Here is a 21769-nt window from a genome sequence, read left to right as displayed (position 1 = left end):
GGCGTCGTGTTTTCGAGGGGATGCAAGAAATGTCAGCCGCAATTTCAGGCGCCGTGTTTAGGAGTTGTTAACCATCATTGTAAAGGATGCGTTAACCGCACGATGTTTCGGAAAGTGCGCGACAGGGCCATAGAGAGGCTCACTTTTCCCTTCGAGGACCGTCCATGCCAGTCATCACTTTCGCAAACACCAAGGGCGGCGCCGGCAAGACCACAGCCGTGCTTCTTCTCGCCACCGAGCTTGCCCAGAAGGGCTATCGGGTGACAATCCTTGACGCAGATCCGCAGCACTGGATCACGAGATGGCATGAAGTATCCGGGCATGTGGCCAACATCTCGGTCATCGATTTCGTGACGTCGGCGTCGTTGCCGCTGCACATATCGGAAAACAAACACAATACGGACTACTTCATCGTCGATCTGCCCGGTGCGCGTAATCCGCTGCTTGCCACGGCAATCGGCCTCTCCGATCACGTGCTGGTCCCGATCCAGGGATGCGCCATGGACGCTCGGGGCGGCGCGCAGGTTCTCGAATTGCTGCAATATCTGGACGAGAAGGCCGGCATCCGTATTGGGCACTCGGTCGTGTTGACCCGTGTCAACTCGATGGTGACCACACGCGCGCTCTCCATCGTCAAGTCGCTGCTGAGCGAGCGCCAAGTGCCGGTGTTGGATACTGCAATCATCGAGCGGTCTGCCTTCCGAGACATCTTTGACTGTGGGGGCACACTGCATTCCCTCGATCCTGCCCGGGTAAGCAACCTCGACAAGGCGCGCGAGAACGCGCGCTGTTTCGCTGAAGAGATCATGGGCAAGGTCCCGGCAAAGCTCCCGGAGCCGGCGCGCAGCACTGGCCCGTTGATCCGCTCAGCCGCCTAGCGGAAACTGTCTGCTAAACAAAAAAATGCGCCCTTTGCGGCGCATTTTTTGTTGGTGGAATGGCAGGATCGATCAGTCGGTGAATTCGACTGTTACGCCCGGCTTGACCATCTTCGCCAGTTCGGTGGCGTCCCAGTTTGTCAGACGGATACAGCCATGGCTCTGGGTCCGACCGATCTTCGATGGTTCCGGCGTTCCGTGGATACCGTAAGTCGGCTTGGAGAGCGCCATCCAGACCGTGCCGACCGGGCCGTTCGGACCCGGCGGAATGTTCAAGATCTTGTCGTTGGCGCCCTGCTGGAAATTGATCTTCGGATTGTAGGTGTAGCCCGGATTGAAAGCTACGCGCTCGACGGTGACCGTACCCGAAGGCGAGGGCGTATCGGTCGAGCCAATCGAGGCCGGGTAGGCAGCAACCAAATTGCCCGCGTTGTCATAGGCAAAGACCTGCTTGCGGCCCTTGTCGGCAATGATTCGCGCGACCGATCCAGCTTTCACTTCGCCAGGATTGACAACCTTGATGACCGTGCCGGGAACCGTGAAGTCGATGCCCGGATTGATTTCCTTCAGGAAGCCTTCGTCCATATGGAAGCGCTCAGCGAGCATTTCCGTTGTCGAGGTGTAGCCGAGCGACGACATCGCGGCCTTGTGTGCGTAGTCCTCGGGGATCTCCGCGACATAGGGGCCAGCGGCATCCGCAGGCGTGATCGTGTAGCTCACCAGCGGCAGACCGCCGGTCATGCGAAGCTGCTCGAGGATGGCGTCCGTATTGTTCGGGTCGAGAGTCTCACCCGTCATCTGCTGGTAGGCATAGATCGCTTTGGTCACGTTCGCGCCCATGTGGCCATCGATCGCACCTGGGGACACGCCGGCGCGGTCGAGGAACACCTGAAGGGCGACGATCTCGGACTTCGACTTGTTCTTGAGCGTGATCACCGGCTCCTGAGGCGGCTTCGGCTGCGCCATCTCCGGCATTTGCTGGTCCGGCTCGATGGAAGCGTAGTTTTCGCCGCCTTGCGGGTAAGGCTGCTCGTCCAGGGGCTGTCGGTCGATAGCAGCGTCACGCGGGATCGAGCCGGTGACGGCGCCGCGTTCGGAATAGCGCGAATCGCCGTAGGGATCGTCGCCGTAGTAAGCGTCGTTATTGTAGGCATCACGCACGGGCGGGCGCGGGTAGTAACCGCGGGCGCGCATTTCGGTCGCAATCACATTGCCATAGGGATCGACCAGTACGCGGTTACCCCTGCGGTCGCGCGCGTAGGCGGCGCCGGATGGTACGTAGTCGAGGATATCGCCGTTCGGCGCCACGAAGACAATGTCGCCCTGGCGTCCGTTGTAAAACTGCTGCGCATCGGCAGAAGGCGCGACAGCGATGGCGAGCACGGCAGCTGCGGCAGACAATCCCGATCTTACAAAGCGATTCACGTCTTCATATCCTTCAGTGACTTGGCCGACACACACCTGCGAATTTTGACGCTAGTGTGGAATTTATGAAATCGTACTGAACAAAAGATAAATATTTGGTGATTTCTCCTTTGCTCATAAACCTTTGGGGTGAACTGCCGGTTCCCTGAAGCGGCATAGCAGCCGCGATTGACGAATGCCGCTGCGAGACATATCGCTGCATCAGTCGCCAGAACCGGGAGGAAGTTGGACAATGATCGAGTTTGCCGCGGCAAGAGGGCCGAAGCTGATGCTGGACGAGACGTCGCAGATGGATATCGGCGGCTGTATCGTCAATGGTGTCGACATCGCTCCCAAGAAGGCGGTCCCCGATGACGGCGACGCGCGCATCTCGCATTCTGTCGAAGGCTTTCTCTTTACCTGCGGACCGGACCATATCCGTCACCGCGAGCCGATTCCGGGTCGCGCAGACGGCAAGGTCTATCCTTTGCATGGATCGGGCCCTGGTCATGCAGCCAGGATCCTCTGGACGAAATTCGAGAATGGGAATGCCGAGTGCCGGGCGGATATCGATATCGTAACGGTCGAAGGCTTGCCGGCTCGAATTGAACGCCATTGGTTCATCAACGGTCAGACAGGCGAGGTCAGTCTTAAAGACAAGGTCGTCAACACCAGCGACAAGGTCGTGCCGACTTTCCTGATGTACCATATGAATATTGGCGGCAAGTGGTTCGATGCCGGCACGCGTCTCGAAGGCAAGATGCTCGAGGGTGGCGGCTTCCCCTGGAATTTTGGTGAAGAGCCGGGTGGCATCTTCTGCGTTAAGGCGCCGGCAACGCACAGCGGTTTTGCCGAGGTGCGTCTTGGCCCGATAGCCGCGATCGGCGGCAAGGTCCTCCGAGTGCGGGTCCTTGCCGAGACGTTGCCGCACCTGCAGGTCTGGCGCAATCAGAAGGCACCTGCCGACGTCCTCGGCATCGAGCCGGTGTCGCATCGCTGGGTATCTCGCTCCGAGCTGGAAGCAGCGGGTGAGTTCATCATGCTGAAGCCCGGCGAGAGCCGAAATTATGCGCTCAGCTTTGCCTTCGTGTGAGTGATCTGCGGTTGACGCTTGGCATGGGGCGGCGTAGTCATTCAGCCCATGATTTCAGGAGGATTAGCGATGGACATTCGCCAAATCGACGACGAATATTCGGTTTCCGGACAGATTTCGGTCGAGGATCTCGATCAGATCAAGGCCATGGGCTTCAAATCGATCGTTTGCAATCGCCCGGACGGCGAAAGCCCGGATCAGACGCCTTATGCCCTGGTCGAAGCGCGCGCAAAGGAACTCGGCCTCGATATCGCACACGTGCCGGTCGGCCCGATGGGCGTCAACGAAGAGGCGATTGCCGGGATGGTCGACGCGCTTGGTGAGTTCCCGCGTCCGATGCTCGGCTATTGCCGCTCCGGTGCCCGTTCGACCGCGATCTATCAGAAGACGCAGCACATCCGCGCATAACACAATCACTGACCCGAGTCCGACGCCGCTTCTTTCCAGCGGCGTCTTTCATTTCACCAATAGGAGACAATCATGAGCATTAAGCGCATCGACGTTGGCGCCCGCATGAGCGGCGCGGTCGTCCACGGCAACACGGTCTACCTCGCAGGTCAGGTCGGCGAAGGCGAAAGCGTCACCGAACAGTGCAAGTCGGCACTGGCTGAAGTCGATCGTCTGCTCGCTGCGGCCGGTTCGAACAAGTCGAAGATCCTGCAGACGCTGATCTATCTCTCCGACATGTCCTACTTTGCCGAAATGAACGCTGCCTGGGAAGCCTGGGTCGACCCGGCCAACACGCCGGCTCGCGCTACCAGCGAAGCCAAGCTTGCTGCACCGAAGTACAAGGTCGAGTTCACGGTTACCGCCGCCCTCGACTAAGTCGACGGTGTTGTAATCTCGAAGGCCGGTGGGTTTTACTCACCGGCTTTTTGTTTGGGCAATTTCCGAAAGGGTACGTGTCGGCGTAATTGCTTCCGGATCGAGCCTTACCTCGATGATCGAGGGCTTGCCGCTTGCCCGCGCGCGTTCGAAGGCGGCGGCGAAGCTTTCCGTCGTCTCGACGGTTTCCCCATGGCCGCCATAAGCACGCGCAAGTGAAGCAAAGTCCGGGTTGGTCAGGTCGGTGCCGCTGACGCGGCCGGGATATTCCCGCTCCTGATGCATGCGGATGGTGCCATAGATGCCGTTGTTGATGACGATCGCGATGATCGGCAGGCCATAGCGTACGGCAGTCGCAAACTCCTGGCCGTGCATCAGGAAGCAGCCGTCTCCGGCGAAGCAGATGACCTCGCGTTCGGGAAAGAGCTGCTTGGCCGCGACAGCGGCCGGCAGGCCGTAGCCCATGGAACCTGATGTCGGGGCTGCCTGGGTGTTGAACTGGCGGAAGCGATGGAAACGATGGAGCCAGGTGGAATAGTTTCCCGCGCCGTTGGTGAAGATCGCATCGGGGCGTGTGTTTTCTTCGATCCACTCCATGATCGGTCCCATGTGGACCGGTCCCGGGCCGCTCTGCGGCGGTGTCGACCAGGTGATGTAGGCTTGGTGCATCCGTTCAGTGCGCTCCGCCCATCTGAGTTCGCTTGGCGCCTCGAGATCAGCAAGATCCGCCACGAAGTCACTCGGGCTCGCGCAGATTGCCAGGTCGGGGCGATAGACACGGCCGAGTTCTGAAGGATCGGGATGAATGTGGACGAGCGATTGCTGTGGGTAGGGGATGTCGATCAGCGTATAGCCGGAGGAGGGCATTTCCGACATCCGGCCGCCGAGCAGGATCAGCAGGTCGCTCTCCTTGATTTCCTTCGCCAGCGCAGGGTTGACGCCGATGCCAACATCCCCGGCATAGTTCGGGTGTAGGTGATCAAACAGCATCTGCCGGCGGAAGGAGCATCCGACGGGGAGCGCGAAGCGTTCCGAGAAGGCTTTCAGGTCGGCGACCGCATCCGCATCCCAGCGCGTGCCGCCGACGATGACCATCGGTCGCTCCGCCTTCAGCAGGCGAAGATAGAAGTCGTCAATCTGGCGGCGGCCGGGATGGGCTTCGACGCGCGAATAGCGTTTTGCGCTGGGCGCCTCCACCTCGTCTCGCAGCATGTCCTCAGGCAGTGACAACACAACAGGGCCGGGACGACCGGATGTTGCGATCGCAAAGGCGCGGGTGACGAACTCCGGAATGCGAGCCGCGTCGTCGATCTCGCCGACCCATTTGCTGAATTCGGTGAGGGCGCGGCGATACTCAACCTCCTGGAAAGCCTCCCGCTCGCGGGCATCGCGCTGGACCTGCCCGATGAAGAGGATCATCGGGATGGAATCCTGCCTGGCAATGTGCAAACCCGCCGTTGCATTGGTGGAGCCCGGGCCGCGGGTGACCATGCAGATGCCGGGCTCGCCGGTGAGCCTGCCCCAGGCATCCGCCATCATGGCCGCTCCGCCTTCCTGTCGGCAGACCACCACGTCGATGTCGCTGTCATAAAGCGCATCGAGGACGGCAAGGAAACTCTCGCCGGGTACGCAGGAGAGGCGTTTCACCCCATTTGCTTTCAGGGCCTCGACGATCAGTTCCCCGCCGGTCTTCTTCATGATGCTCTTTTCCCCTCCAGTTCGGCGAGTTCCGCCAGAACTTCCTCCTGATGCTCTCCCAGCCTCGGGCTCGGCCGCTCGTAGCGCAAAGGCGTTTGCGACAGCACGACCGGCGTCCTCACACCGGGAATGACGGTACCCTTTGCGTCCGCGAGATCTACCCGCAACCCACGCGCCTGGATTTGCGGATCCTCAAACATTTCTTCGATTGTATTGATCGCACCGGCCGGAACCGCATCCGCCTCACAGGCTTTCAACAGGTCGGCTTTCTGCCATTTCAGCGTTTCGGTGGAAACCAGCTTGCGTACCTCGTCGCGGTTCGCGACTCGCGCCTTGTTCGTGGAATAGCGTGCATCGTCGGCAATGCCCTGGAGGCCGAGGATCGCGCAGAGGCGGCGGAACTGGCCGTCATTGCCCACTGCGAGGATCAGATAGCCATCGGCGGCGGGGACGACTTCATATGGCGAGATATTCGGATGCGCGTTCCCAAGCCGGGTCGGGGCTCGGCCAGAAACGAGATAATTCATGTTTTGGTTGGCGAGCACGGCGGATTGTACGTCGAGTAGCGCCATATCGACCAGCTGACCTTCGCCGGTCTTCTGCGCGTGGATGAGGGCGGCCTCGATGGCTGCGACGGCATAAATACCGGTAAAGACGTCGGCGATCGCGACGCCCGCTTTCATCGGCTGTCCGTCCGGCTCGCCGGTGATCGACATGAAGCCGGACATGCCCTGAACGATATAGTCGTAACCTGCCAGGCTGGCATAGGGACCGTTCTGGCCGAAGCCGGTGATCGAGCAATAGACAAGCTTCGGATTGATCTTTTTCAGGCTCTCATAATCGAGACCGTATTTCACAAGGCCGCCGAGCTTGAAGTTCTCGATGACGACGTCGGCCGTGGCGATAAGGCGGCGGACGAGGGCCTGATCCTCTTCGCGCTTCAGGTCGGCGGTGATCGAACGCTTGCCGCGGTTGGCAGCGTGGTAATAGGCCGCAGAGAGGTTTTCGCCGTCGGCACCTTCGACAAAGGGGGGCCCCCAATGCCGCGTGTCGTCGCCTCCATCGGGGTTTTCGACCTTAATCACGTCGGCACCGAGATCGGCCAGCATCTGGCCCGCCCATGGCCCGGCAAGCACTCGCGCAAGCTCGATGACGCGTATGCCTGATAGCGGCGGTTTTTGGAGCTGATTGTCTGTCATGTTCCTCCCACGATCAGATCAGGGCGCCAGGGCCGATTGAGGTGTATCGGATACGGGCTTCGATGCAAAGCGGCGCTCGCGCCAGATGATGTACAAGCCCGATGCGATAATGATCAGGATACCGACCCACTTGAGCGCATCCGGAAAGTCATCGAATACGAGCCAGGCGAAAAAGGTCGCCGACACGATCTCGAAATACTGCAGTGGTGCCAAAATGGAGGCAGGTGCTGCACGATAGGCATAGACGCCGAAGATGCCGGCAATGGCCGCCGTGACACCGACGCCGACCAGATAGAAGTAGCCCCGGCCATCCGGCATCACCGCGTCGAAGATGTCGGAACCTGTGCCGCTGCCAAAGGCAAGCAGGATCGCGCAGAACAGCAGACCCCAGATGCCCATCTGAAGCTGCATCGCCCACGGATCTTCTCGGTGCGAAAGCACGCGGGTCATCAAGGCGAAGATGGCGATGCAGAAAGCGCTGACGACGGGCAGAAGCGCGACGTAGCCGACCTCTTGAAAGCTCGGCTGGATAATCAGCATCGCGCCGAAGAAGCCGACGCCGCAGGCAATGTAGCGGCGCCAGCCGATCGTCTCCTTGAGGAAGATACTGCTCAGGATCGTCAATATGATCGGCTCGACGAAGAAAATCGCGATGGCGTCAGCAACCGGCATGAACTTCAGCGTCGTAACAAAGGAGACCATGGAAATGGTAATGATGGCGCCTCGGATGGCGTGAAAGATATTGGCTCGCCAGGAGAAGGTCTTCCAGCTTCCTCGCCAGACAACGATCGGTAACATGCAGAGAGCCTGCACCACAAAGCGGGCGGCGGTGATTTCCGCTGCAGGAATCGTAGCGATCGCGAGCTTGGAAAAGATGTCGATGATCGGGGACACCAGCACCGACAGGAACATCAGGAGAATGCCGGTCGAAACCTCCGAAGCGGAGGCAGAACGGGACGAAATGCCATTGCTCATCGCGAAACCCTTCAGTTCAGGATCTTGCGATCGCTTCGTCGCACCAGTCGGCGAATGCGGCGATGGCCGCGTCCGCTCCAATTTCATTCAGCGTTTCGTGGCGCATGTCCTGATATATCTGTGTCCTGATACGGGAGAAGCCGTGAGCTTTCAAATGCTTTGACAGCCAGATCACCGCTTTTCCGTTATCTGTTGCCGGATCCTGTCCGCCGCCGACAAGGTGGATCGGCGTGTGCTTCGGCAGCCGGTCCAGTTGCGCCTCTTGTGGTGCGCGAAACGTCATCTCGAAAATATCGAGCCAGAGCGACACGGAAGCATCGAAGCCACACAGAGGGTCAGCAATGTATTTGTCGACCTCAACAGGATCGCGGCTTAGCCAGTCGAACTCGGTTCGACGGTTGGCAATGGACTTCCCCCAGGTGCCGAAGGTGAGCTTCGGTAGGATGCCGCTTGGAACATCGGAGCCCTTAAGGGCTCGTTCTGCCAAGAGGACCGCCTGGGCGGCCCGTCCCGATAGACCCGGGTTGAAATTCGAATTCCAGACGGCAATGGCGTCATATTTCTCCGGATAGGTGATCGCCGCGTTGAGCGCGATGAGCCCGCCCATCGAGTGCCCGAAGAGGATGACGGGGAGGCCGGGATATTGCTTTACGGCAAGCTCGCGGACAGAGCCGACATCGTCGATAACCTGTCGCATGCCGTTGCGGCGGGAAAAACGTCCGATTGGCGCATCCGGGCCAGTCGTTTCGCCGTGCCCACGGTGATCGAAGGCGAACACATGGTAGCCGCGGGCTGCCATCGCTGCCGCAAAACGGGAGTAACGTCTGGAATGCTCGGCCAGCCCATGAGACACAAGGAGAATTCCGCGTGCCTCGGATTGCGCCGGCTCATGATGAAAGGCGAGTGAAGCGTCCGCCGTTTCAAGGCGTTGCGTTTCTGCGAACATCATATCCTCCCGTTGCCGGGAGAAGACCAGATCGGCCGTGAAAAGCAACACGCCCAGATATTTATGCCAAGGGATTTTTCGTACCCTACGGATTGAGGGTTGTGAAAACAAACGCGGCGTGATCTCCTGTTCATGAATTGTTCTTTGTGGGGGTGAGAATGAGCAATCCATTTCTGCGGATGGCTGTAGTCTTGATAGGAATTGCGGCCGCTGGCGTTGCGGGAGCCCAGGACGGCGGCGGAAGGACGCGCTTCATTCTGGCGGCCAGCTGGCAACCCGCGTTCTGTAAAACCAACCAGCGCAAGCCGGAATGCCGCAGCCAGACCGGGGAGAGGTTTGACGCGACCAATTTTTCGCTGCACGGGCTCTGGCCGATGCGGAAGGACTATTGCGACGTCTCTGGTACCCTGCGGAGCGCCGACAAGGACGGCGAATGGGGGAAGCTGCCTGAGGTAGAGCTTTCGGCGGATACCAAGGCGGCCCTCGAGAAGGCGATGCCCGGTACGCAATCCGGCCTGGAGCGGCACGAGTGGATCAAGCACGGCACCTGCACGAAGATGAGCGCTGACGACTATTTCGGCGCGTCGGTTCGGTTGATCAACGAGCTGAACGCCTCGGCAGTCCGCGATCTGTTCGCGACCAATATCGGCAAGTCACTGACGGCGGACGCGATCAAGGCGGCTTTCGACAAGAGTTTCGGCCCGGGTGCCGGAGATCGGGTCAAGATGAGCTGCCGACGGGCCAGCGGAGGCCGCGTTATCAGCGAACTTACGATCGGGCTGTCGGAGGACGCGACATCGAACGAGCCAGCAAGCCTTCGTGACCTTATCCAAGGGGCAGGACGGTCGTCGTTCGGCTGCAATGAGGGCGTCGTGGACGCTGCAGGGTTCTGAGACTGCCTCTCATCGAAAACGAGCCTTCGTCCGTCCACGCGCCGCGGCTAGCTGCGCCTTGATCATGCGACGCTACGGTAGAGGAGCGTGCCGAGTTCGGCTATGAATGCTGCAAAAGCCTCTGATTTTTGGCCGCCGCGCGTTGCTCCTTGGCCCCAATTCGCCTAAATAGCGGCAAAACTCAAATTCCCGCGCGGAGCGAATTATCTATGGCACGTCAGTTCATCTACCATATGGCCGGCCTCAACAAGGCGTACGGCAACAAGAAGGTGTTGGAAAATATCCACCTTTCTTTCTATCCGGATGCTAAGATCGGTATCCTCGGCCCGAACGGTGCTGGTAAGTCGACCGTTCTGCGCATCATGGCAGGCCTCGACAAGGAATATACCGGCGAGGCGTGGCTCGCCGAAGGCGCTACCCTTGGCTACCTCGCGCAGGAGCCGCAGCTCGATGCGTCCAAGACGGTCCTTGAGAACGTCATGGAAGGCGTTGCGCCGAAGAAGGCGATCCTCGATCGCTATAACGAGCTGATGATGAACTATTCCGACGAGACCGCGGAAGAGGGCACCAAGCTCCAGGACGTCATTGACAGCCAGAATCTCTGGGACCTCGAAAGCCAGGTTGAAATGGCCATGGACGCGCTGCGCTGCCCGCCGGGTGACTCCTCGGTCGAAAAGCTCTCGGGGGGTGAAAAGCGCCGCGTGGCGCTCTGCCGCCTGCTGCTCGCCCAGCCGGACCTGCTACTGCTCGACGAACCGACCAACCACCTCGATGCCGAGACGATCGCCTGGCTCGAAAAGCACCTGCGCCAATATCCGGGCGCCGTACTGATGATTACCCACGACCGTTACTTCCTCGATAACGTCACGGGCTGGATCCTCGAGCTCGACCGCGGCCGTGGTATCCCCTACGAAGGCAACTACTCGGCCTACCTGCAGGCGAAGGCCAAACGGATGCAGCAAGAAGGCCGCGAAGAGGCCTCTCGCCAGAAGGCGATCAGCCGCGAGCAGGAATGGATCGCCTCCAGCCCGAAGGCGCGTCAGGCAAAATCCAAGGCGCGTATCCGCGCCTACGACGAACTGGTCGCAGCAGCGGACGCCCGTCGTCCGGGCGATGCGCAGATCGTCATCCCGGTCGGCGAACGCCTCGGCCAGGTGGTCATCGAAGCCGAGAACCTCACCAAGGGTTACGGCGATACCGTGCTCATCGAGAACCTCACCTTCAAGCTGCCGCCCGGCGGTATCGTCGGCGTCATCGGTCCGAACGGCGCCGGCAAGACGACGCTGTTCCGTATGATCACGGGCCAGGAAACGCCCGATAGCGGCGAGATCCGCATCGGCGAGACCGTTGATCTCGGCTATGTCGACCAGAGCCGCGACGCACTCGACGGCAACAAGACGGTCTGGGAGGAAATCTCCGGCGGCAACGACATCATCAAGCTCGGCAAGCATGAAGTGAATTCGCGCGCCTATTGCGGCGCTTTCAACTTCAAGGGCGGCGACCAGCAGCAGAAGGTTGGCACGCTTTCCGGCGGTCAGCGCAACCGCGTTCATCTCGCCAAGATGCTGAAGGCCGGCGGCAACGTCATCCTGCTCGACGAACCGACCAACGACCTCGATACGGAAACGTTGGCAGCACTTGAGGATGCGCTCGAAAACTTCGCCGGTTGCGCCGTCATCATCAGCCACGATCGCATGTTCCTCGACCGTCTGGCGACGCATATCCTCGCCTTTGAAGGCGACAGCCATGTCGAGTGGTTCGAAGGCAACTTCGAAGACTACGAAAAGGACAAGATGCGCCGTCTCGGTGTCGATTCGATCAACCCGCATCGGGTGACTTACAAGCGCCTGACGCGCTGATCACCCAAGATCGCGTTGGAGACCTGGAAGCCCCGGTTCGCCGGGGCTTTTTTGCGCGCATCGATGTCGCGATCCGAGCAGCTAATTTCGTGAACGGATGGAATTGCGGCTTGCCACACTCAATCGTTTCACATAAAGATATCTTTATATGTTGATTGGATCGGGTATGGGTGAGCCTATCAGACTTGGATTGGATGCGTTGGTGGACGTCCTCAGGGCGGCCGGCGAGCCGACGCGTCTTCGCCTGCTGGCGCTCCTTGCAGCAGGGGACCTGACGGTCACCGATCTTACAGAAATCCTTGGCCAATCCCAACCCCGCATCTCTCGCCACCTCAAGCTGCTCGGCGAAGCGGACCTCATCGACCGTTACCAGGAGGGCGCTTGGGCCTATTTCCGGCTTCGGCAGGATGGCAAGGCGGCCGCGTTCGTGCGTAGCCTGCTGGCTCATGCCTCCGAGAACGATGCTGTGATCCTGCGTGACAGCGAACGGTTGGCGGCGGTCAAGCGCCAGCGGGCTGAGCGGGCGCAGGCCTATTTCAGCCGCAATGCCGCCGAGTGGGACGAACTTCGCCGTCTGCATGCCGCTGACGAAGAGGTCGATGCCGCGGTCATTCGGCTGCTCGGCAGCCAGCCCATAGACTCGCTTCTCGACCTCGGCACCGGAACGGGTCGCATCCTCGAGCTTCTATCTGGCCTCTATCGCCGGGCGATCGGCGTCGACGCCAGCCGCGACATGCTGAGCGTGGCGCGCGCCAACCTCGACAAGTCAGGGATTACCAAGGCATCCGTCCGACACGCCGATATCCTGAACCTGCCGTTCGAGGCGCAGGATTTCGACGTGGTGACGATCCACCAGGTACTGCATTTCTTCGACCAGCCCGAGATCGCGATCGGCGAGGCAGCGCGCATGCTGCGGCCAGGCGGGCGGTTGGTCATCATCGATCTTGCCCCGCATGGGCTGGAGTATCTTCGCGACGAGCATGCGCATGTTCGCCTCGGCTTTTCGCATCAGTCGATGTCCGACTGGCTGCGCAAGGCTGGGCTGGATGTCGAGCAGGTCGTCGATCTTCATCCGGGTCATGAAAGCGGGCAGGGGCTCACCGTCACTGTCTGGCTTGCGCGCGACCCCCGGCGCCTTATGGCCTCCGCAGCGAGCGAAGGCGCCGAACCCATACTTGCCGGGAGATAATCATATGGCTTTGAACAGCGACGCGCGCCGCAAAATCGGCATTTCCTTCGAGTTCTTTCCGCCTAAGTCGGAAGAGATGGAAGGTCAGCTGTGGAATACGGTCACCGATCTGCAGGACTGGAATCCCGACTTCGTATCGGTGACCTATGGCGCCGGTGGCACCACCAAGGCGCCTACACTGGCGACTGTCTCACGGTTCCTTTCCGAGACCCCGCTCGCCACGGCGTCGCATCTCACCTGCGTCGGCGCGACGAAGGACGAAACGCATAGCGTCATCGACAGCTTCCGCAAGGTTGGCGTGAAGCATTTCGTGGCGCTGCGTGGCGATGCTCCGGGCGGCGTTGGCGCGCCCTATCAGCCGCATCCCGGCGGCTATGCGAATGCGGCGGCATTGGTTGCCGGTCTGCGTGAGATCGGCGATTTCGAGATTTCGGTGTCGGCCTACCCGGAAAAGCATCCGGAAAGCCGCGATACCACCGCCGACATCGAGATGCTGAAGCAGAAGGCGGATAACGGCGCGACCCGCGCGCTGACGCAGTTCTTCTTCGATAACGACAATTTCGAGCGCTACCTGGAAAAGGTGCGGGTTGCGGGCATCAAGATCCCGGTTGTGCCGGGCATCATGCCGATCCAGAACCTGACGCAGCTGAAGCGCTTCGCCGGTGCCTGCGGCACGGTCATCCCTGCATTTCTCGATGAACGCTTTGCAGGCTACGACGACAAGCCGGAAGAAAGAGCCAAGGTTGCCGCTGAGGTTGCCGCCGAACAGATCGAGGATCTGGCTCGCCGCGGGCTCACCGATTTCCACCTTTACACGATGAACCGGGCGCCGCTCGTTTCGGCCGTGCTGACCAATCTCGGCTTCACACGGGAAGGCGCCAGGAAGGCTGGCGCTGCCGCGTAGGCTGCTCCGTCAGTGACGACAAAAAGAAAAGCGCATCTCCTCGTGGGATGCGCTTTTCTGATTCATTGAACTGTTTCGCTACTCAGGAGTCTCGGTACTGTTCGCTTGCCTCGGCGTTCAGATGAAAAGCATTGTCAATACAAATGCAAACGCCGCGCTGACCAAAAGGACATTCAAGGATTGTGTAAGTCCCATGTCTGTCTCCTCGCGTTAACAGTTGCGATAATATGTCGTGATTGTGTCGCTTGGAAAGCGGATTTTATATTGCGCTGCGGCGAAAATGTCACATTGCGGCCGTGATGCTTTCTTTAATTTGTTGAAATCGCAAGATAAATCTCCGTGGAAAAATATTCACAGATTTTAACCGGCCGTTAAGGTCGGCGATCCAGCCTTCACACTTGCGGCAAGATGAAGGCTTTGCCTGAAGCGCCTGAAACCATGGAACAATCCCCGAAAATGAAAAGGCCGGGTGCGAAACCCGGCCTTAAAGTGCTCGCTTGAGGAAACGTGATCAGAGCGAGTTGAGGAGCGTCGGCGTTGCCCAGCCATCGGCGGGAATACCGAGACGCTGCTGCTCCTTCTGGATGGCGACGCGCGTGCCTGAACCAAGGATGCCGTCGACCTTGCCGACGTCGTGACCGAGCGTTCCGAGCTTGGTCTGCAGTTCCTTCATCTGGTCGTTGGAAAGTCCCTGTTCGGGCGTGCCCTTGAGATAGGTCTCAGCGCCGGCAAGGCGTGTCGCGAAATAGGCGGCCGAGGTCGTGTAGATGAACGACTTGTTCCATTCGAGATAGATCTGGAAATTCGGATAGGCAATGAAGGTCGGGCCAAGGCGACCCTGCGGCAGTATCAGGTCGCCATGCAGGTTGCCGAAGCTCGTGTTGCCATCGCGCGGCTTGACGCCAAGGGCGAACCACTCACCGGCCGTCAGTGGGCCACCGATACCGGATTTCTCCCAGGGAGGTTCTCGGGAAGCGTGACTTCCTGGATCCACGGCTGGCCCTTCTGGAAGCCGAGATGCTGGATGAACTTGGCCGCAGTCAGAATGGCGTCGGGGCCGCTCTGCTTGAGGCGGACGTGACCATCGCCGTCGCCGTCCATGCCATAGGCGACTATGTCACGAGGCAGCATCTGGACCTGGCCGATCTCGCCGGCCCAGGCACCGGTGTTGGTTGCCGGGTCGAGGTCGCCATGCTGAACCATTTCGATGAGGGCGATCAGCTGCGGACGGAAAAGCTCCGGACGGCGGCAGTCGTGAGCCAGGGTCACGAGGGCGTTGCGGGTGTTGAAGTCGCCCTGTACGGCGCCGAAGTCGGTTTCCATCGCCCAGAAGGCGGTGATAACCCCTGCGGGTACACCAAATTCCTGCTCAGCACGGGCGAAGACATCTGCGTATTGCTTCATCTTCTGGCGGCCAATGTCGAGCCGGCCCTGGCTGACAGTGCGTTGCGAGAATTCCAGGAAAGTCTGCTTGAACACGCCCTGAGCGCGGTCGCGGCTCAAGACCTTCTGGTCGATCTGTGCGCCTTCCAGAGCCTTGTCAGCAGCTTCGGCCGATGCGCCCGCTGCGATGGCGTCGGCCTTTACGCCGGCCAAGAATTCGCTGAGGTCGCCGTCACATGCTACCGCCGGTGTCTGCGAAGCCGGGGCACTCGGTGCCGGCGTCTGCGCGGCTGCGCCGGTCGCCAGACCGGCAGCGAAAAGGAGTGCAAGTGCCGTGCGGCTTGCGGGCGAGACGTACATAGTTTCGATCCTCGTCATAAAATGGAATTTCCGTCGATTTCCCAAATGATTGTGACGGAAGCAAGAAAGACGAGGCGACGTTACTAAGAATTTGTGTCCTTTGATACAGCCGCTACCCAGTTGTGCCAATTCTGGGTCGATCCGGCAAAGACATTGATGTCCGTTGGACCCTTGATACCGGGGATGACGCCCGTCGACGTGTATTGCCAGAAGGCCCAACGGCGGTCGGCATAGGTGACTTCGGGATGCTTGGCGGTGGAGCGGACCCAGAAGTGGTAATTCTGGAAGTAGCCGACGAGATTGTCGCGGTGGAAGTCTACCGAGGTATAGATGATCGGCCGCTTGCCGTAATGGGCCTCGAGGCGATCCATGAAGCGCTGAAGCTGGGCGCGGACCGTCGCCGGATCGGGGCGATAGCGGCATGTCTTCGATTCCGCATTCCATTCGGCGTCGAGGACCGGCGGCAGGCGCATGGATTCCTTGGGCACGTTACGGATAAACCAGTCAGCCTGCTCATCGGGCGTCGAGCAGAAATAGTAGAAATGATAGGGAGCGTGCGGAATGCCGACGGCGCGGGCGCGCTGCCAGTATTCGTTGAAGCGCGGATCGATGCGGTCCTTGCCTTCGGTCGCCTTGATGAAGGCGAAAGCAACGCCGGAACCCTTGACCGTCTGCCAGTCGATATTGCCCTGCCACTTCGACACGTCGATACCGTGGATCGGCTGCTGCTCAGGATGCTTTGATCCGAAGTCCTGGGGATCGGTGTCCTTGAAGCGCGTCTTTGGCTTCACGGACGCTGTTTCGAGAAAATCATAGCCCGATGACGTGCATCCGGCGAGCATGACAGCCAACGGCAAAACGCAAAACAGAAGCCGGCGCATAGATGTTCCGTCGCGAAACGAATGGATTTTTTGCCCCACAGCTCGACCCCGTTAAAGACGCGTCCAGCAGAGGAATGTCCCCTCTATTTTCCATATCAACGTAAAAAAACGGTTAGTTTCAAGCGAAATGTCAAGGTTTGGTCACAATGACGGCCCGCCAGGCATAGCCGCCACTAATGGTCTCGAAGGTCAGTCGCGCTTGATTTTCAGAGGCTTGCGACGCGAGAACCTGCCGCAAATCGGCACGCGGCGACACGTGAAATTTTCGCAGCCACGCCTTGAGAAAGCGTGCAAACCAGCCCGGAAGGCGCTCCTGCTGGCCGAAATCGACGATGTGCAGCTCGCCGCCGGGGGCGAGGGCGGCCATGGCCGAGTCGACGGCGCGTTCCCAATCGGGGATCATCGAAAGGGCGTAGGAAATGAGAATGCGGTCGAAGCCGCTGACGCCGAACTCGCGCGGCGTGAAGGCGGTCGCGTCCGCGACGCGGAAATCCGGAAGCGTTGCTTTGGTCTCGAATGTTTTGCGCGCGGAGATCAGCATCTCGTGCGAGATGTCCAGGCCGAACAGCCGAGCCCGCGGGTAATATTGATGGGCGAGCGCCAGGTTGCGGCCGGTTCCGCAACCGACCTCCAGCAGGGTGCCGTCTTCCGGCACATTCAGATTGCGGATCGTCTCATCACGGCCGAGAAGGTAGTACTTGCGCGTCAGGTCATAGATGTGGCGCTGATAACGGTACATGCCGTCCATCAGGGCGGCGTGGCCGTCGTCCTTGGTGACGGGATTCGTGCCGACCCCGCTCACGCATTCTTCCCGTAGATATGGAAGCCGCCATAGATTGCCGAGCGATCAAGCGCCGTGAGTTCGGCGGAGCGATTTTCCATGTACGTCCACTGATCGCGGATTGCAGGCGACAGACGGCCTTCGATGATGCTCTTTTCGGCCGCCGTACGGAAGATCGCCCGGGCACCTTCGCGCGCCGTGCGGCTGATCTCTGCCCATAGGTCGTTGAGTTGCTGGTCCGTCATCCAGTCCTGTGCATCCAGGAGGACGTAGCGATCGCGCGATCCGGCCGGCTCGCCGGCGAGCAGTTCCGTGAAGCTTGCATGATGAACGGTGACGCGATCCACATTGCCACGGATCGCCTCGTAGTTCGCGGGCTCGAGATAGGTTGGGAGTGTGCCTTCGCCCTTCGGCGCGTAGCGGCGAGCGAAAGCCTGCCAGGCAAAATAGTTTTCCTGCATGGGGAAGTGACAGGCCAGCTTCTCAAGTCGGTGCCGTAGGACCGGCGCGATTGACTGCTCGGCGGCGAGGCTTGCCAGTTCGTCGTATTGCTGTGGCGGGATACCGAGGCCGAACAACGAGCTCTTGCGGCCGGTGATCCAGCGTACGACCGGCTTGTCGAAGAGTGGTGCGATCTTCTCGTCGAAGAACTGGCGCTGCTCGCGCAGGGAGCGCGTCTTGGTCATTTCCGTCAGGTCGACGCCATGCAGGCGGGCCAGAAGGTGTGCTGCTCCAATGAACCGACCGAGGAGACCTGTTTCGTAGATGTTGCGGTCGAAAACCGTGACCCGCCGACGGCCGAACTTGCGGCCGTTCCAGTAGTTGCGGGTCGCGTCGTCAAGATTTGCAGCGAGGAATTGGTCGAAGGCGTGGCTGTTCGACAACTCGCGCGGTGTGGCGAGGAAGCGAACGAGATCGGCGTGTGCGGGAAGGTGGCTGAACGCGGCAAGCTTCAGGCGATTGAGGGCAATATGATGCGGATTGAGATCGACCACATCAATCGACGCCGGGCTCCTGGAAAGATAGGCAAGCATGTTGCAGCCGCCGGAGCCGATCGTCACGATGCGGTGGTGAGGCTGAAGCTCCATCGCCAGCATGTCGAGGTCGGGATCTTCCCAGATTTGCGGATAGACCAGGCCGGAAAACAGCAGCCCAAAGAGCCGTTCCGAAAAGCCTGCCTTGGAGAAGGCATTGTGGCGGAGAAGAGCTGCCTTGAGTTTCCGGTTCTTGCGGAAGCCGGCATCCGGTGCAAATTCCGTCATATGAGTCTTTCACCCTTTTAGCGTTCAGGGCGTTTAGCGCGCCGTCACTACAGTTTGATGACGCAAGCTGTGGGCGCGTGCTTCCGTCGGTGGAAATGGAAAAACATCCGGGCATTGGGGGGCTTTCGCGCTGCCGGCTTTCCTGCTTCTCTTGTGGGCAAGGAGGATCGCATATGCGATTTGTGCTGCGTGTCGTGAGGCCACTCGCTCTTTTGCTGGTCGCGATCGTCGCTATGAGCGCGGCTTGGCTTTATGCGCGGCCACCTGAATTGCTGCGAGTCGGTGATGGTTACGCAGCCAAGATCGTTTGCTCGAACGTATTCCTCGCAGGGCGTGACCCCGAACAGGTGCTTTACGAGGACGTTCAGGCGCCGGGAAATCCGTTGCTACGACTGGTACGCGTCACTGTCGACAGGCAGGACAAGCGGGTTACCGCTCGTATCCTCGGGCTCTTCGCGCCGGGCCATGCGATCTATCGCGGCGCACTCGGCTGCAGCAGCGTGCCGGATGGTGACTTCGAGGCCGCGGCGCGCGCCGTGCCCGAGGTTCCGGTGACTCCGGAGCCGCAAAATGAGGCCCCATGGCCGGAGGGAAATGCCGTCGCGAAGGCCAATGACAGCCGTGTCGATGCACTGCTTTCAGATGCCGAGCTGATCGGTCCTGCAATGCGCGCGGTTGTCGTGGTTCGCAACGGCCGCATCATCGGGGAGCGCTATGGTGATGGATTCGGTCCGATGATGCCGCTCACCGGCTGGTCGATGACGAAGACCGTGAATGCAGCCATCGTCGGGCGGCTGATGCTCGACAACAAAATCGCGTTCGATGAGGCTGGCCTTCTGCCGCAGTGGAAGGGGGGCGACCATTCGGCGATCAAGCTGAGTGACCTGCTCGGCATGGAGAGCGGCCTGGTGTTCAACGAGAGCTACGGCACGGTCGCCGATGTCACACGGATGCTCTATCTCGATGCGGATATGACGGCGCTGCCAGCAAGTCTGCCATTGGAGGCAAGCCCGGGCCAGCGTTTCAGCTATTCAAGCGGTTCGTCGGTGCTGATCTCAAAGATATGGATGAACAGGATTGGCAACATGCAGGCGGCGCTTGCCTATCCCAAGACGGCGCTGTTCGACCCGATCGGCATGTCGAGTGCTGTCTTGGAGGTCGACGCACGGGGCACCTTCGCCGGCAGTTCCTATCTTTACGCCACAGCGCGGGATTGGGCGCGTTTCGGCCAGTTCCTTCTTCAGGACGGCGTCTGGAACGGCCAGAGGCTGTTGCCGGAACGGTTCATGGCAGCGATGAGGACGCCGACCGTGGCCTCGGGCGGCAAATATACCCGGGCGCAGGCCTGGCTCGCCGCGCCGGGCGGTGACACCAGCGCCGTTGCCGGTCTTCCCGAAGATACGTTCTGGATGGAGGGGCACGATGGGCAGAGCATTGCGATCGTGCCGTCCGCGAAGCTTGTCGTCGTCAGGCTCGGATTGACGCCAAGCTGGCTTCGCTACAAGCCGCAGATGCTGGTCAAAGAGATCCTAGCCGCGCTGCCCGGCAGTGATCAGTAGTTGCCCTGGGCGACGTCGTCCATGCCCTTGCGCTTGGCTTCGTAGTAATAGCCACGGGCATAGAGGCGGACAGCATCGTCTTCGCTGCTGTCAGAGACGAGCCAAGCGCCGCGAAGATACTTGGCGGCGTATTTGATGTTCGTTTCGGCATCAAAGAGGCCAGCGGGATCACCTTCGTAGCCCATGGACTTGGCCGTGTTGTACTTGATCTGCATCAGGCCGAAATAGCCGCGCTTGTTATAGGCCTTGGAATTGTAGCGGCTCTCGCGATGCACGACGCGGTGAAGCAGCGAGGCGGGCACCTGGTAGAGCTTCGAATATTTGTCGATGATCTTGGTGATTGCGCTTTTCTCAACCGTCGGCGCGCCATCGTCGTCGCTGTCGCTGAACATCGGCGGTGCGGCCGGTGGATCCGAGGGACCTGAGGTGTCGAAACCGTAATCCATCATCGGGTGCGGCGTCGTATCGATAGCGGAAAGAGCTGCAATCGCGCTGCTTCCAGCCTGAGGTGTTGCGGCAAAGGCGAGTTGAGTCGACGGGGAAGGGGTGCCCGGGCGCGGGATCGGTACAACGGACTGAATCGCTGTCATTTCAGGCGTGAGCGGAATCTGCGCGTAACCCGTTGCCGTCGTCGCCCCGGCCTGACCGCTCAACTGAGAAGGATCGGTTGCCGGCATGGCGGGTGCCGCGAGGGCCGTTGTCGCCTGGTCGGCGGTGGTGATCATCGCCGTCTGGGCCGCTCCGTCGCCGGCCGGCACGGCTGCAAGCGTGGCGTCTTCGCCGGGCTTTGGTGTCGGAACAACGGTCTGGATTGCGGTCAGTTCTTCCACCGACGTGTATTCGACGCTCGTGCATCCGGCAACGACGCCGCAGAGCATCGTCGAAACGATGAGACTGCGTTTCAGGCCGGAAAAACCGATCGCTACCATACTCTCACTTTCGTGAACGCGCCGCCCCGGCAGCGTTAGAAGTTACCAAAAACCTTAAGCCTGGAATCCGCAATTAACGTATTCGTTGCGTTGCTGCAACCCGCTGGAAATATTTACGCGGCTATCCGCCTATAACCGGCTGTTACGGCGCCTGCGGCAATGAGCAGAGTGCCGCCGGTGCGGTTAACCGCACGCTGGATGCTTGCCTTGCGAATAAGCCCGCGAGCCGCGTTTGCTGCCAGTGCATAGGTCGAGGCATTGATGGTTGCGAGGACCAGGAACGTGGCTTCCATGATGAGCATCTGGCCGAAGAACGGCAAAGCGGGATTCAGGAACTGCGGAACGAAGGCGACGAAGAACACGATGCTCTTCGGATTGAGCGCCGTGACGACATAGGCGTGCAGGAAAACCCTGATCGATTTCTTTTCGGGCAGGTTGTCATTGTCCGCCATCGGTTCGGACATCACGGGTGCGCGCCAAAGCTTGATCCCGAGCCAGATCAGGTACGCGCCGCCGATCCATTTCAGCACCGTAAATAGGGTCGCGGAGGCCGCAAGCACGGCCCCCAGTCCGAAAAGGGATGCAGTCATCGCGGTAAAGTCGCCGAGCGCGACGCCGGTTACCGTCGCGAGCGCCGTCTTGCGCCCATGGCCCAGCGCATAGGAAACAACGAGAAGGATCGTCGGCCCCGGTATCGCCAGCATGATTGCAGACGCAGCGGCAAAAGCGAGCCAGGCTTCGAGCGACATGG

The 21769-nt window shown here is 60.2% G+C and carries 19 protein-coding genes and 1 pseudogene; 9 read left to right on the top strand and 11 right to left on the bottom strand.

Annotation, left to right across the window (positions count from 1 at the left end; translation table 11 throughout):
* Positions 1-164: 164 nt before the first annotated feature.
* Positions 165-878 (top strand): ParA family protein, encoded by a 714-nt coding sequence (locus AF71_RS12290; protein ID WP_018858289.1) that lies wholly within the window; start codon positions 165-167, stop codon positions 876-878.
* Between the two features lie 72 nt (positions 879-950).
* Here the strand turns inward: AF71_RS12290 and AF71_RS12285 are convergent, their stop codons facing one another.
* Complete coding sequence (locus tag AF71_RS12285; RefSeq protein ID WP_026371936.1) at positions 951-2303, bottom strand: L,D-transpeptidase; 1353 nt, start codon at positions 2301-2303, stop codon at positions 951-953.
* Between the two features lie 232 nt (positions 2304-2535).
* Here AF71_RS12285 and AF71_RS12280 point away from each other — a divergent pair, with 232 nt between their 5' ends.
* The 3 genes from AF71_RS12280 (at position 2536) to AF71_RS12270 (ending at position 4200) form a co-directional block, all read left to right on the top strand.
* Positions 2536-3375 carry a DUF4432 family protein gene (locus AF71_RS12280; RefSeq protein ID WP_169681476.1) on the top strand — a complete coding sequence of 280 codons (840 nt, stop codon included), beginning with the start codon at positions 2536-2538 and terminating at the stop codon, positions 3373-3375.
* Positions 3376-3444: 69 nt separating this feature from the next.
* On the top strand, positions 3445-3783 hold the full coding sequence (locus tag AF71_RS12275) for a TIGR01244 family sulfur transferase (protein ID WP_169681474.1): 339 nt from the start codon (positions 3445-3447) through the stop codon (positions 3781-3783).
* Between the two features lie 72 nt (positions 3784-3855).
* Positions 3856-4200, top strand: a complete 345-nt coding sequence (locus AF71_RS12270; RefSeq protein ID WP_018858293.1) for a RidA family protein — start codon at positions 3856-3858, stop codon at positions 4198-4200.
* A gap of 39 nt (positions 4201-4239) precedes the next feature.
* On the opposite strand, the gene AF71_RS12265 is transcribed toward AF71_RS12270, so the two are convergent.
* From AF71_RS12265 to AF71_RS12250, 4 genes are read right to left on the bottom strand one after another with little or no spacing between them, the layout of a single operon-like run.
* Entirely contained in the window at positions 4240-5898 is a 1659-nt protein-coding gene (locus tag AF71_RS12265; RefSeq protein WP_169681472.1) for a thiamine pyrophosphate-binding protein, read from the bottom strand.
* Positions 5895-7097 (bottom strand): CaiB/BaiF CoA-transferase family protein, encoded by a 1203-nt coding sequence (locus AF71_RS12260; RefSeq protein ID WP_018858295.1) that lies wholly within the window; start codon positions 7095-7097, stop codon positions 5895-5897. Before AF71_RS12260 ends, AF71_RS12265 begins: the two co-directional genes overlap by 4 nt.
* A gap of 18 nt (positions 7098-7115) precedes the next feature.
* On the bottom strand, positions 7116-8072 hold the full coding sequence (locus tag AF71_RS12255) for a DMT family transporter (RefSeq protein WP_026371937.1): 957 nt from the start codon (positions 8070-8072) through the stop codon (positions 7116-7118).
* A 16-nt stretch (positions 8073-8088) separates the two neighbouring features.
* Positions 8089-9018, bottom strand: a complete 930-nt coding sequence (locus AF71_RS12250) for an alpha/beta hydrolase (RefSeq protein ID WP_026371938.1) — start codon at positions 9016-9018, stop codon at positions 8089-8091.
* A 158-nt stretch (positions 9019-9176) separates the two neighbouring features.
* On the opposite strand from AF71_RS12250, the gene AF71_RS12245 reads away from it, so the two are divergent.
* The 4 genes from AF71_RS12245 (at position 9177) to metF (ending at position 13863) form a co-directional block, all read left to right on the top strand.
* The gene (locus AF71_RS12245; RefSeq protein WP_169681470.1) at positions 9177-9911 is read left to right on the top strand and encodes a ribonuclease; all 735 of its coding nucleotides are present in this window, start codon (positions 9177-9179) and stop codon (positions 9909-9911) included.
* A gap of 209 nt (positions 9912-10120) precedes the next feature.
* Positions 10121-11770 (top strand): energy-dependent translational throttle protein EttA, encoded by a 1650-nt coding sequence (ettA, locus tag AF71_RS12240; protein WP_169681468.1) that lies wholly within the window; start codon positions 10121-10123, stop codon positions 11768-11770.
* 166 nt (positions 11771-11936) lie between these two features.
* Positions 11937-12959, top strand: a complete 1023-nt coding sequence (locus AF71_RS12235; RefSeq protein ID WP_169681466.1) for a metalloregulator ArsR/SmtB family transcription factor — start codon at positions 11937-11939, stop codon at positions 12957-12959.
* Positions 12960-12963: 4 nt separating this feature from the next.
* A complete protein-coding gene (gene metF / locus AF71_RS12230; protein ID WP_113471575.1) occupies positions 12964-13863 on the top strand; it encodes a methylenetetrahydrofolate reductase [NAD(P)H] in 900 nt (299 codons plus the stop codon).
* A 511-nt stretch (positions 13864-14374) separates the two neighbouring features.
* On the opposite strand, the pseudogene AF71_RS12225 reads toward metF, so the two are convergent.
* The 4 genes and pseudogenes from AF71_RS12225 to AF71_RS12210 form a co-directional block, all read right to left on the bottom strand.
* Positions 14375-15606: pseudogene (locus AF71_RS12225) on the bottom strand (lytic murein transglycosylase).
* Positions 15607-15689: 83 nt separating this feature from the next.
* The gene (locus AF71_RS12220) at positions 15690-16487 is read right to left on the bottom strand and encodes a GH25 family lysozyme (protein ID WP_018858303.1); all 798 of its coding nucleotides are present in this window, start codon (positions 16485-16487) and stop codon (positions 15690-15692) included.
* Between the two features lie 130 nt (positions 16488-16617).
* Positions 16618-17235, bottom strand: a complete 618-nt coding sequence (locus AF71_RS12215; RefSeq protein ID WP_169681525.1) for a class I SAM-dependent methyltransferase — start codon at positions 17233-17235, stop codon at positions 16618-16620.
* 50 nt (positions 17236-17285) lie between these two features.
* Complete coding sequence (locus AF71_RS12210) at positions 17286-18530, bottom strand: DUF3419 family protein (protein ID WP_169681464.1); 1245 nt, start codon at positions 18528-18530, stop codon at positions 17286-17288.
* A 173-nt stretch (positions 18531-18703) separates the two neighbouring features.
* Between AF71_RS12210 and AF71_RS12205 the strand changes: the two genes are divergently transcribed.
* The gene (locus AF71_RS12205; protein ID WP_169681463.1) at positions 18704-20089 is read left to right on the top strand and encodes a serine hydrolase; all 1386 of its coding nucleotides are present in this window, start codon (positions 18704-18706) and stop codon (positions 20087-20089) included.
* Here AF71_RS12205 and AF71_RS12200 read toward each other — a convergent pair.
* Together AF71_RS12200 and AF71_RS12195 are read right to left on the bottom strand one after the other, a co-directional pair.
* Positions 20083-21018 (bottom strand): lytic transglycosylase domain-containing protein, encoded by a 936-nt coding sequence (locus AF71_RS12200; RefSeq protein ID WP_169681461.1) that lies wholly within the window; start codon positions 21016-21018, stop codon positions 20083-20085. The two genes, AF71_RS12205 and AF71_RS12200, sit on opposite strands and share 7 nt — an antisense overlap.
* A gap of 113 nt (positions 21019-21131) precedes the next feature.
* A complete protein-coding gene (locus AF71_RS12195) occupies positions 21132-21767 on the bottom strand; it encodes a LysE family translocator (protein ID WP_018858308.1) in 636 nt (211 codons plus the stop codon).
* Between the last annotated feature and the right edge of the window lie 2 nt (positions 21768-21769).

The organism is Rhizobium sp. 57MFTsu3.2 (genome assembly GCF_012932765.1).
GTDB classification, from domain to species: domain Bacteria; phylum Pseudomonadota; class Alphaproteobacteria; order Rhizobiales; family Rhizobiaceae; genus Rhizobium; species Rhizobium altiplani.
This window is presented reverse-complemented; position numbering and strand designations above follow the sequence as displayed.

What these genes read in the sequence shown, in the direction of transcription:
- AF71_RS12205 (WP_169681463.1), top strand. Translation starts at nt 18,704, where the DNA reads ATGCGATTTGTGCTGCGTGTCGTGAGGCCACTCGCTCTTTTGCTGGTC.
- AF71_RS12210 (WP_169681464.1), bottom strand. Translation starts at nt 18,530, where the DNA reads ATGACGGAATTTGCACCGGATGCCGGCTTCCGCAAGAACCGGAAACTC.
- metF (WP_113471575.1), top strand. Translation starts at nt 12,964, where the DNA reads ATGGCTTTGAACAGCGACGCGCGCCGCAAAATCGGCATTTCCTTCGAG.
- AF71_RS12290 (WP_018858289.1), top strand. Translation starts at nt 165, where the DNA reads ATGCCAGTCATCACTTTCGCAAACACCAAGGGCGGCGCCGGCAAGACC.
- AF71_RS12255 (WP_026371937.1), bottom strand. Translation starts at nt 8,072, where the DNA reads ATGAGCAATGGCATTTCGTCCCGTTCTGCCTCCGCTTCGGAGGTTTCG.
- AF71_RS12200 (WP_169681461.1), bottom strand. Translation starts at nt 21,018, where the DNA reads ATGGTAGCGATCGGTTTTTCCGGCCTGAAACGCAGTCTCATCGTTTCG.
- AF71_RS12245 (WP_169681470.1), top strand. Translation starts at nt 9,177, where the DNA reads ATGAGCAATCCATTTCTGCGGATGGCTGTAGTCTTGATAGGAATTGCG.
- ettA (WP_169681468.1), top strand. Translation starts at nt 10,121, where the DNA reads ATGGCACGTCAGTTCATCTACCATATGGCCGGCCTCAACAAGGCGTAC.
- AF71_RS12220 (WP_018858303.1), bottom strand. Translation starts at nt 16,487, where the DNA reads ATGCGCCGGCTTCTGTTTTGCGTTTTGCCGTTGGCTGTCATGCTCGCC.
- AF71_RS12280 (WP_169681476.1), top strand. Translation starts at nt 2,536, where the DNA reads ATGATCGAGTTTGCCGCGGCAAGAGGGCCGAAGCTGATGCTGGACGAG.
- AF71_RS12215 (WP_169681525.1), bottom strand. Translation starts at nt 17,235, where the DNA reads ATGGACGGCATGTACCGTTATCAGCGCCACATCTATGACCTGACGCGC.
- AF71_RS12265 (WP_169681472.1), bottom strand. Translation starts at nt 5,898, where the DNA reads ATGAAGAAGACCGGCGGGGAACTGATCGTCGAGGCCCTGAAAGCAAAT.
- AF71_RS12275 (WP_169681474.1), top strand. Translation starts at nt 3,445, where the DNA reads ATGGACATTCGCCAAATCGACGACGAATATTCGGTTTCCGGACAGATT.
- AF71_RS12195 (WP_018858308.1), bottom strand. Translation starts at nt 21,767, where the DNA reads ATGTCGCTCGAAGCCTGGCTCGCTTTTGCCGCTGCGTCTGCAATCATG.
- AF71_RS12260 (WP_018858295.1), bottom strand. Translation starts at nt 7,097, where the DNA reads ATGACAGACAATCAGCTCCAAAAACCGCCGCTATCAGGCATACGCGTC.
- AF71_RS12235 (WP_169681466.1), top strand. Translation starts at nt 11,937, where the DNA reads ATGGGTGAGCCTATCAGACTTGGATTGGATGCGTTGGTGGACGTCCTC.
- AF71_RS12250 (WP_026371938.1), bottom strand. Translation starts at nt 9,018, where the DNA reads ATGTTCGCAGAAACGCAACGCCTTGAAACGGCGGACGCTTCACTCGCC.
- AF71_RS12270 (WP_018858293.1), top strand. Translation starts at nt 3,856, where the DNA reads ATGAGCATTAAGCGCATCGACGTTGGCGCCCGCATGAGCGGCGCGGTC.